Here is a 10275-nt window from a genome sequence, read left to right on the forward strand (position 1 = left end):
GTGGCAAAAATACGACCGTTTCGGGCCATTCGTCCAGTAGAGGAAAAAGCGGCACAAGTGGCAGCTTTACCGTATGACGTATTAAATAGTGAAGAGGCAAGAGAAGTTGTAAAAGGGAATCCATATTCTTTCTTGCATGTTGATAAAGCAGAAATTGATTTAGACCCGGCACTTTCACCGTACGATGATCGTGTATATGAAAAAGCGGGTGAAAATTTAAATCGATTTATACGAGAAGAAGTGTTCATTCAAGACGAAGAGCCAGCGTTATACATTTATGAACTGACGATGCAGGGAAGAACGCAGTCAGGCCTTGTCGTTTGTACATCTATTGATGAGTATGAAGATGATACAATTAAAAAACATGAGAGAACGCGTCATGAAAAAGAGCTAGATCGTATTCGTCACGTAGATGTGTGTGATGCAAATACGGGTCCTATCTTTTTAACGTATCGTACAAAAGAAGAGATAAAGCATTTCATTGCCAGCTGGAAAGAAGAACATGCGCCAATCTATACATTTACAGCAGAAGACGGCGTTAGGCACGTTGCTTGGAAAATAGCTGATGAAGAAGTAATTGCAAGTTTAGTAAACTTATTTGAAGATATTCCTAACCTGTACATTGCAGATGGGCATCACCGTTCTGCATCAGCTGCAAAAGTAGGGATCATGCGAAGAGAACAATATCCGAATTACACAGGAGAAGAGGAATTTAATTTCTTCTTATCTGTTTTATTCCCACACGATGAGTTATCCATTTGGGACTATAACCGAGTTGTAAAAGATTTAAATGGTTTATCAGAAGAACAGTTTTTAAAACAAATAGCGCAATACTTTTATGTAGAAGAAGCGGCTGTTTCTCCGTATAAACCAAATGAGCCAAAAACATTTGGAATGTATGTAAATGAGAAGTGGTATAAGCTTACAGTGAAAGAGGAAACGTTTGATGCGAATGATCTCGTGAAAGGTTTGGATGTATCTATTCTGCAAGATCATTTATTAAGCCAAGTACTTGAAATACACGATCCGCGATCTGATTCACGCGTTGATTTTGTCGGAGGAATCCGCGGGTTAGAAGAACTAGAACGCCTTGTAAATAGCGGTGAATATAAAGCAGCGTTCTCACTATATCCGACACCAATGGAATCGTTATTAGCAATCGCAGACGCTGGAGAAGTTATGCCGCCAAAATCAACGTGGTTTGAACCGAAACTGCGCAGCGGGTTGTTTGTACATTCTTTAAAGTAAATATAGACTTCTACAGTTTTGAAAAACCGAAATGATTATAGTTTCGGTTTTTCTTATTTTAAAAGAGTTTTTGAGGAGGCGCATGGGATGAAATTACAAGTAGGCGAAAAAATCACCTTTGAACGAACGTTTACAAAAGAAGATGTTGCGCTATTTACGGAAGTATCGAAAGATGAAGGTGTTCATCATGTTACGCCAGATGAGCAAGGGAGATTCGTTGTACAAGGACTATTAACATCAACGCTGCCTATAAAAATTGGTGGTGACTATAACGTACTAGCTCGTCAACAAAAAGGACATTCCTAGTATTACAAGAAATGTCTTTTCCACTAAATTATAGGATATTTCGCTAAAATTCCAACTCTAAAATTAGTTTACTGGTTTGACCTGTAAACTGATAATTATAGGACCCTCTCAGATTTTCTAAGTTACCAGTAGCTTTAATAATTGTTCCTGGGGAATCTAAATTTCCTTTATCAAATATTCCTTGCTCTATAGCTGTAAATGTCCCTTGTTGCCCCTTATAAATTCCTTCAAAGTGTAAAAATCCAGAAATTTTAGCAGTAGCTAAGTGACCATCATTTATATTTGAGTCTAAATAATATAAGAAGTATTCAACAAAAGCTTTTCCTTTTAATTCACCATCAATATCATATTCGACATGTGCAATATTAATAGGGAAATCTTTTCTAGTATCATCGATTGGTTTTTCATCCCATTTACTTACTGTAAATGTTACTTCTATACACGTAATCTCCCTCCAATTATATACTTTTAAAAAGTACCAATTCACAGACATATCTCATAGGAGTGTTTTTATTCATTCCACGCCACTCTCTAAAATAGAAAAAGATACATTTTCACAATCAATTTCTGCCAACGCGCCGTAAGGTAAAATAAACTTTGGCTCGGTATGGCCAAAATTTAAATTATAAAGAATCGGTAAATCTTCTAAATGATGTTCCTTCATAACCAGCAGTATTTCATGTTTATATTCTTCATAATATTGTTCATCTTTCGGTTTACCGAAGATGATACCTTTTGCTTTTTGCAGAATACCTTGCGCTGCATAATTTCGTAACCAATATTTTATATAACTTGGTTCCGGATGATCTTCAGAGGTTTCAAAGAAAAGAATACTATTCTCCCAATGTTTTTTCTCAGGCCAAAGTTCCGTTCCTTTTGCAAATTCCAGTACTTCTATACAACCACCAATTAAACGCCCTTGTACAGTAGTAGAGCCTTGAAGTAGCTCATATCCTTTGTTTTGCTGCATCGTACGTCTTGTATCCTTATTACTCTCTATCCATTCTAAACGCTCACTCGTCCATTCATGAGCTGGTTGAATTTCGTCAATCGTTTCATTTGAAAAGAGAGTTCGATTTACCATTTCAACTGTATATGGATCCATCTCTACATTTTCAGCAAAATCAGTCAAAATTGCTGGACCGTATAAAGAGGAAAGGCCTGCTTTATGACAAAATAAATGTGAAATAGTAACGTCAGAGTACCCCATAAAAATTTTCGGGTTTTCGCGTATCACATTAAAATCTATATAGGGGAGTAACCGGATGCTATCTTCACCACCAATATTCGCGATAATTGCTTTCACGCGTGTATCTTTAAATGCAGTCATTATATCTTCCGCACGAGCCTCTGGATTGTTATAAAGGTATTCGCTACCTTTTAAACTATTTGGCATTGGGATAACCGTAAGACGAAAAACCTCTTCTAATCTTTTTACTCCTTGCTCATATCGCCATCTTATTTCAGAATCACCTGCTCCTCCCCATGAAGGACTTACTGTCGCCACGATATCTCCTGGCTGTAATCTCTTTGGTTTTATTAACATATGAATCCCGCTCCTACATAATGTAATGAACTACGGCTATACAAATCGTAGCGCTGAAAAATATGATGCATAACATTAGCTTCTTCATCATCAACAATTTCACCTGCTGTAACTCGAGAATCTAGACTCATTGTTGTATATTTAAAAATTACAGTATGCAACATTGCATGAGGAAAACGGTTGTTATTTTCACTACCTGTAACTATAATGATTACAGGTTGGTCGATACCAATCAAACAAATACAATCATCATGAATGGAGATGTTTCATAATGGGTATGAAAAAAATAATTTTAGCAGGTGCTTTAGGGATCGCAGCATTATCAGGAACAAATTTACCAGGACTAGAAGTAACAAAAGCGAGTGCAGCTTCTATTGAATCGAATTTCTCGACGTTAGAAGGACGAGTAGTAGAAGTAGATAACGGTGTAATTGTTGTAAAATCTAAGCAATATGAGGAACCGGTTAGTGTGTATATTGATTCACTTTCAAATGTGAAAGTAGGAGATGAAGTAAAAGCTACTGGATCTATGATGCGTAATTTTACAGAATATATGGTTGCAACTGCAGTTGAAAATACAACAAACAAGTTAGGTATGCACATGAAAGAAGATGGCTCACCTAATTATGTAATTGGAGAAGTATCAAAAGTAGGAACGATGGAAGATGAGGGAGACGGTGCTACTAAATATGTTGTAGTTGAGTATCCATCGCTAAATGGGAAGAAAGATATTATTGATGTTTTCTTAACAAAGGGACAAGTATTTAATGTGGGTGAGAAAGTGAAAATTGATATGGAGTATGTGGGCTGGGGTGGTATTTCTATTAACTGGAACACAGTTGATCATATTGAAAAAGTTCATGAAGCAAAGACGAACGCTGAAAATAATGATGATGTATGGATTTGGTCTTAATAAGGCGAGTATAGGTCGTTATTTGCAATTTTCTCCAAACAATACATGTAAAAACTAAATGTATCATGCAGTACCCATCTAATTCTCATTGCGTATGACAATTAGATGGGTACTTTTTTATTTGAAATTTGTGCAAGTCAATGTTTAGCATTTCTTTTTAAGAGTAAATTACGGTTGAAATCAAAACTTTATTTGCAGTACATAATAAATAATGTTGATTTTTTATCTTATATTAAAATAAAAACAAACCACTGTTCGATTTGAATATTCCACGATATAATAGTGAGAGTTTATGGCAGAATAAATATTTACATAAGAAGTGAGGTACTGTATGAAAAAAAGAACGACAGACATTATTTTTATTATTATCGGTGCATTTCTTTTTGCGTTAGGTGTTAATTTGTTTGTTATCCCGAACGAGTTTGGTGAGGGTGGGGTAACAGGTATCACGATTATTACGTACTATTTATTTGAATGGTCACCGGGCTTAGTTAACTTAATTTTAAATGCGATTTTGTTAATAGCCGGTTATAAGTTTTTAAATAAGATTACAACAATTTATACGATTATCGCTGTAGTTACGAACTCGCTATTTCTTCATTTGACAGAAGGCTGGACGATTGCTTCGGATGAAATGCTTGTAAATGCCATTTTCGGAGGAATATTTATTGGGTGCGGGATTGGTCTTATTATTCGCGTTGGTGGAACAACTGCAGGTACTACCATCTTAGCAAGGATGACGCATAAATATTTAGGCTGGAGCATTAGCTACGGTCTACTGTTCTTCGATTTAATTGTTGCGTTTTCATCTTATTTCATCATTGGTGCAGAAAAACTGATGATAACAATTATTATGCTATATGTAGCAACGAAAGTGATGGAGTTTGTAATTGAAGGTTTAAATCCGAAGAAAGCCATTACGATTATTTCTGATAACCCGAATGAAATAGCTGGGAAGGTAACTACCTTAATGGGCAGAGGGGTTACTGTGTACTCAGGTCATGGCTATTACACGAAAACTCCAAAGGAAATTCTTTATGTTGTTATTAATAAGCAAGAAGTAGTGAAGCTAAAGCGGATTGTTCAAACTACGGATCCGGCGGCGTTCATCGCTATACACGATGTTCGTGATGTGTTCGGAGAAGGATTTGTTGATATTTCGAAGGCTTAGAAATTATTTTTGATTAAAATAATCTTAATACTAAAACGTAAGAATCTATTTTGAATAATCTTTTTTCAAAATAGATTCTTTTCTAATGGATCTATATTTATAATTAACCCCCATGCACTTTAAGCTCAATCTTTTACGTTCTAAAGAAAACTGCCGATAAAGCCCTCCAGTCTTTTCTTTAATTTTGAAATGTGAGAGTTGAATTACAATGAACTATATGTGATTGTTTAATCTATTCCCCATGAGTTTTGCCATTTGTTTCGCATCTGGATTTCCTTCATCGTACAATTTATCAATAATATTACTATAATCCCTCTCATTCCGATTTTGACTTAATTTATATGCAGCCTGGATGTCTCCTACTTTAATTTTAAACCCAACTATCCCTTTCAGTTCATTTTCTAAGAGAGTGGGGGAAAGTTTATCCCATAATATTGGATTTTCACGATGTTCTTCATATTTTTTCAACATTGTTGTTAATTCATCTATTAATTCCTGTTTATCTAAAATACTTGCTTTACCATATATATGAACGGCTTGATAATTCCATGTTGGAACTTCTTCATTTTCATACCAAGAAGAAGAGATGTAAGAGTGCGGTCCCTGAAACATTACAAGAACATCTTCGCAGGTTTCAAATGTTCTCCACTGGGGGTTCCCATAAGCCATATGTCCAGTAATAAAATAGTCATCGCCTTGTTTAGTTAATCCAAAGGGCAAATGAGTTGCGATTGGTTTCTCTTTTTTAGTTGTGACGATTGTTCCAAAAGAGTTTTTTTGAACAAAATCCCAAATTTCATCAACATTTGTGACTTTAAAATACTTTGGAATATACATAATAGCCCACCTTTCAAAAAAAGTTATATGAGTGTTTTGATCATTATAAGGTCAACTTGTTCGTTATCGCCCATATAAAAGGAATGAGAGCCAGCTTGTACAAAACCTAATTTCTTATAAAAAGCAATAGCATTTTCATTTTTCTCCCATACGCCTAGCCAAATATTCTTTTTATTATGTTCTATTGCAATTTCAATAGCATTATTTAGTAGATATTTACCAAGACCATGTTTTTGAAAGGAGCTCTTTATATAAATTCTCTCTACTTCAAGTGATTCATTTCCCATTTCTTCAGACTGAGCATCATCAATATTGACCTTTAAATATCCAGCAATTTCATCGTTAAAGTAGACAAAAAAGAATTGAGAAGAGATATTGGATAATTCTTTTTCTAATTGTTTTAAGTTAAATGCCTTTTCCAAATAGTGATTCATACTTTCGGGTGAATTCTGATGTTTAAAAGTCTCATTAAATGTTTCATAACTAATATCTTGAAGTCTGTGTATATCTTCAAGGGTGCACTTTTCTATATGTGTAGTCATTTGAATAGTTCGCTCCTTTATATAATCAATAATTTCTCTTATTTCCCTTTTTTACAAAATCCCAATCTTTTTCTATATTTTTTCTTACTCTTTGAAGAAGATTAGAAATAGTTTCCGCTTCTGTTTCCGAAAATCCCTCTAATGCAACAGTATTTGAATAATCGTTTTCTCTTTTAATAAAAGGATAGACATTTTTCCCTTTTTCTGTTGGGAAAAGTTTTTTGATTTTCTTGTTAGATTCATCTTCTTTCTTTTCGATAAATCCATTGATTTCAAGCTTTTTGATAGCACGGGCTGCAGTTGTACGATCTACTTTTATCATCTCAGATAGCTTTTCTTGAATGATTCCTGGGTTTTCACATATTCGCACAAGGTACAAATACTGACCTTTTGTAAGCTCATATTCTTTAAATTCTATATTACTAATAGAATCTAATGCTCTTGCAATCATGCCAATTTCACGAAGAATTTCTTTCATAATGAACTCCTTATCTTTTGTTTTTATTGCAAATGCAACAATTTGAAGTTACATTTAATATAAAATATTTTTATTGTAAATGCAACAAAAATGACGATGAAGAGGTTGATTAAAATGAAGTATGTTTTTTATGTATTAGGAATTTTAATATTAACCCTTGGTATTTCTGTCACAATACAATCAGATTTTGGCACTTCACCTTTTGATGCACTTTTAGTAGGACTTTCTTTAAATGTGGGGCTTACTGTGGGAAGCTGGGAAATAATAATAGCTTTATTATTAATATGTTGTAATTCGAAATTAAAAAGACAAAGACCAGAGGTACTAGGGTTGTTAACAGCATTCATAACGGGTATTGGTATTGATGTGTGGCTATTTTTATTACGCGATTTAATTACACCTGAAATATGGTACAGTAAAATGATTTATTTTGGAATCGGATTAGTTATTACAGGATTAGGAACTGCAATATATTTACAAACAAATTTTGCTCCCATTCCAATTGACCGATTAACTTTAATCATACAAGAATTAACTAGAACGAATATTTTTATAGCACGAACATTTATTTACCTTATATTCTTAATAATGGCAACGATTTTACATGGACCAATTGGTGTTGGAACTATATTAACTGTTTGTTTAGGTGGGTTATTACTGAATTTCTTTATACCACTTACTAAAAAAGTAATAGATCACTTATTCGTACACCAGAGTACGTCATCAAGTTATAAGAAAAATAAAGCAGCTGACCATAATGATAACAAAAGTATCTTCTAAGGAATCCTTTTCTTTAAATTACTTATACATTTGAAGACTGACTGTTTTTGAAACCTTCTTCAATCCACCAAGAACTTATAAATTCTGTTTTTCTTTTTCTTGCAAAAAATCCAATTGTTTCTTAAGGTAAGGATGTAGAAGGATGAACGAGAGAGGGTTTAATGAAGATGATACATATTTTATTAGCTGATGATGATAAACATATTAGAGAGTTATTGCATTATCATTTACAAAAAGAGGGGTTTAAAGTTTTTGAGGCTGAAGATGGAAAGATAGCGCAAGAAGTATTAGAGAAGGAAAATATTCATCTTGCGATTGTAGACATTATGATGCCGTTTGTTGATGGTTATACGTTATGTGAAGAAATTCGTAAGTATCATGATATTCCTGTTATTTTATTAACTGCGAAAGACCAGTTAGTGGATAAAGAAAAAGGATTCATTTCTGGTACAGACGATTATATCGTAAAACCATTTGAGCCAGCTGAAGTCATTTTCCGTATGAAAGCATTACTTCGTCGTTATCAAATGCTGAGTGCTGATATTATTACGTTGCACGGTACAACAATTGACCGAAAAGGCTTTGAAGTGAAGTGTAACGGACAAACGATTTTGCTTCCACTGAAGGAATTTGAATTGTTATCGCAACTGGCTAGTTATCCTGGAAGAACATTTTCAAGGGAAGAATTAATTGAATTAGTATGGGGAATGGATTTTGAAGGGGATGAACGAACGGTTGACGTTCATGTAAAGCGATTAAGAGATCGTTTTTCAAAACGAACGGATGATTTTCAAATTACAACGGTGCGCGGCCTCGGGTATAAGTTGGAGCTGAAATAAGATGAAATCACTATATTCTAGATTTGTATTTATGACGGTCGGCATTATGCTACTTAGTAGTATTATAGGCTTTTTATTAACGAACGTATATTATCAAGTGAAGTTAAAACCGTATAATAGTGAAAAGATTTTAAAGTATGCTGAAGAAGTAAAATCGTTATATGAAAAGCAAAGTGAAGAAAATCAAGAGGCATACTTACGGTCTATTGCGAAGCTAGGATATGAAATTTATATTGTCGATGATCAAAAGAATGGAAAGCGTATCGGAAATGCATTTCGTAAGACGACAATAAGTGATGATACCGTTCATAAAGTATTGCAGGGGGAGACATTTAATGGTGTTTCTACTTATCCAACGCGCCTTTTCATTACAGGATTTTTCGATAATGAATTAATTAATAGCGTCGGTGTCCCGGTAAAACACGGTGATAAACAGTACGCTTTATTCATTCGCCCTGACATTCAGCAACAATTTGGCGAGATGCGAATTTTCTTAGCGGTATTACTTGGGTTTATCGTTTTACTAACTATTATTTTTATAGCGATTGCAGCAGGTTACATCGTTCGTCCCATTCGTAAATTTACGAAGGCTACGCAAAAAATTGCGAGTGGGGAATATGAAATTGAATTAGACGTAAAACGAAAAGATGAAATAGGAACGTTATCTACAAGCTTCCAAAAGATGACGAAGAGTATTAAAGAACTAGATGAAATGAGACAAGAATTCGTTTCGAACGTTTCACATGAATTTCAGTCGCCACTTTCTTCCATACAAGGTTTTTCAAAGACGTTGCAAACAGAAAAGATGAGTGAGGAAGAAAGAAATCATTACTTACAAATTATTGAGGGTGAAAGTAAGCGAATGTCTAGTTTATGTAAACAGTTACTTACGCTCGCTTCATTAGATAAAGAGGAAAAGGTTCTACAAATAAGAGAATTCAATCTACAGAAGCAAATTAAAGACGTCATTTTTATGCTTGAGTGGAAATGGCGGGAAAAAGATATCGCCGTTGAATTTGATGTGCCAGATATCACTATAAAAGGTGATGAAAACTTACTTCATCAAGTATGGAGTAACATTTTCACGAATAGCATTAAGTTTTCAAACGATGGTGGGACGATTGAGTTTTTCGTCGAAGAGTTAGAGTCTAGTGTCATTATCTCTATATCTGATAACGGAATTGGTATGGAAAAAGAAGAGATGGACCGTATATTTGATCGTTTTTACAAAGTAGATACGGCAAGAGCGAGAAACGTAGAAGGTAGTGGTTTAGGATTATCGATTGTGCAGAAGATTGTGGAACTGCATAACGGAGACGTTTCAGTGTATAGCACGAAAGGGGAAGGGACTACTGTTCGGGTGGAGCTTCCGAAATAGATGGAAGAGGCTGTTTGGGAACGGCCTCTTTTTTGTCGTTTTATGTCGGCAAGTCGATATAATCGGAAAATCGCTGATATAATTTGAGTTGCGCCGATATATTGTGAAAATCGCCGATATAATTCTATTTGCGCTGATATATTTGAAAAATCGCTGATATAAATTTCACGTACTCCCATTTCTGCTATAAAGCCGCACCTTTTCCGCGCTCAAAAAGTATCAGATGTAATTTAATTT

Annotated in this window: 12 protein-coding genes and 1 pseudogene; 7 read left to right on the plus strand and 6 right to left on the minus strand. The window is 34.5% G+C overall.

Translation table 11 applies throughout. The features are described from left to right. Both MR160_RS10235 and MR160_RS10240 read left to right on the plus strand, forming a co-directional pair. A complete protein-coding gene (locus MR160_RS10235; protein ID WP_001063060.1) occupies positions 1-1248 on the plus strand; it encodes a DUF1015 domain-containing protein in 1248 nt (415 codons plus the stop codon). 87 nt (positions 1249-1335) lie between these two features. Then, a pseudogene (locus MR160_RS10240) lies at positions 1336-1536 on the plus strand (hotdog family protein); the annotation flags it as partial. 61 nt (positions 1537-1597) lie between these two features. Here MR160_RS10240 and MR160_RS10245 read toward each other — a convergent pair. The 3 genes from MR160_RS10245 to MR160_RS10255 form a co-directional block, all read right to left on the minus strand. Continuing rightward, the gene (locus MR160_RS10245; RefSeq protein WP_000454103.1) at positions 1598-1993 is read right to left on the minus strand and encodes a DUF3224 domain-containing protein; all 396 of its coding nucleotides are present in this window, start codon (positions 1991-1993) and stop codon (positions 1598-1600) included. A 75-nt stretch (positions 1994-2068) separates the two neighbouring features. After that, entirely contained in the window at positions 2069-3100 is a 1032-nt protein-coding gene (locus MR160_RS10250; RefSeq protein ID WP_000905878.1) for a S66 family peptidase, read from the minus strand. After that, complete coding sequence (locus MR160_RS10255) at positions 3094-3336, minus strand: hypothetical protein (protein ID WP_000579228.1); 243 nt, start codon at positions 3334-3336, stop codon at positions 3094-3096. Before MR160_RS10255 ends, MR160_RS10250 begins: the two co-directional genes overlap by 7 nt. Before the next feature lie 35 nt (positions 3337-3371). Between MR160_RS10255 and MR160_RS10260 the strand changes: the two genes are divergently transcribed. Together MR160_RS10260 and MR160_RS10265 are read left to right on the plus strand one after the other, a co-directional pair. Then, complete coding sequence (locus MR160_RS10260; RefSeq protein WP_000525477.1) at positions 3372-4013, plus strand: F0F1 ATP synthase subunit alpha; 642 nt, start codon at positions 3372-3374, stop codon at positions 4011-4013. A 331-nt stretch (positions 4014-4344) separates the two neighbouring features. Beyond that, positions 4345-5184, plus strand: a complete 840-nt coding sequence (locus tag MR160_RS10265; protein WP_000747488.1) for a YitT family protein — start codon at positions 4345-4347, stop codon at positions 5182-5184. Positions 5185-5397: 213 nt separating this feature from the next. Here MR160_RS10265 and paiB read toward each other — a convergent pair whose 3' ends face one another. The 3 genes from paiB to MR160_RS10280 are packed head-to-tail and all read right to left on the minus strand — an operon-like array spanning position 5398 to position 7041. Then, positions 5398-6021, minus strand: a complete 624-nt coding sequence (paiB, locus tag MR160_RS10270; protein WP_000275827.1) for a protease synthase/sporulation negative transcriptional regulator PaiB — start codon at positions 6019-6021, stop codon at positions 5398-5400. Between the two features lie 23 nt (positions 6022-6044). Beyond that, positions 6045-6563 carry a spermidine/spermine N(1)-acetyltransferase gene (paiA, locus tag MR160_RS10275; protein WP_000207057.1) on the minus strand — a complete coding sequence of 173 codons (519 nt, stop codon included), beginning with the start codon at positions 6561-6563 and terminating at the stop codon, positions 6045-6047. A 25-nt stretch (positions 6564-6588) separates the two neighbouring features. Beyond that, on the minus strand, positions 6589-7041 hold the full coding sequence (locus tag MR160_RS10280; RefSeq protein ID WP_000658983.1) for a MarR family winged helix-turn-helix transcriptional regulator: 453 nt from the start codon (positions 7039-7041) through the stop codon (positions 6589-6591). A 114-nt stretch (positions 7042-7155) separates the two neighbouring features. On the opposite strand from MR160_RS10280, the gene MR160_RS10285 reads away from it, so the two are divergent. The 3 genes from MR160_RS10285 to MR160_RS10295 all read left to right on the plus strand — a co-directional run bounded on the left by MR160_RS10285 (position 7156) and on the right by MR160_RS10295 (position 10038). Then, complete coding sequence (locus MR160_RS10285) at positions 7156-7821, plus strand: YczE/YyaS/YitT family protein (RefSeq protein ID WP_000878285.1); 666 nt, start codon at positions 7156-7158, stop codon at positions 7819-7821. A gap of 161 nt (positions 7822-7982) precedes the next feature. Further along, positions 7983-8660, plus strand: a complete 678-nt coding sequence (locus tag MR160_RS10290; RefSeq protein WP_000781960.1) for a response regulator transcription factor — start codon at positions 7983-7985, stop codon at positions 8658-8660. A 1-nt stretch (position 8661) separates the two neighbouring features. Beyond that, a complete protein-coding gene (locus tag MR160_RS10295; protein ID WP_000839511.1) occupies positions 8662-10038 on the plus strand; it encodes a sensor histidine kinase in 1377 nt (458 codons plus the stop codon). Positions 10039-10275: the final 237 nt, after the last annotated feature.

It is taken from the genome of Bacillus cereus group sp. BfR-BA-01382, assembly GCF_022663475.1.
In the GTDB taxonomy this organism is placed as follows: Bacteria; Bacillota; Bacilli; order Bacillales; family Bacillaceae_G; genus Bacillus_A; species Bacillus_A thuringiensis_S.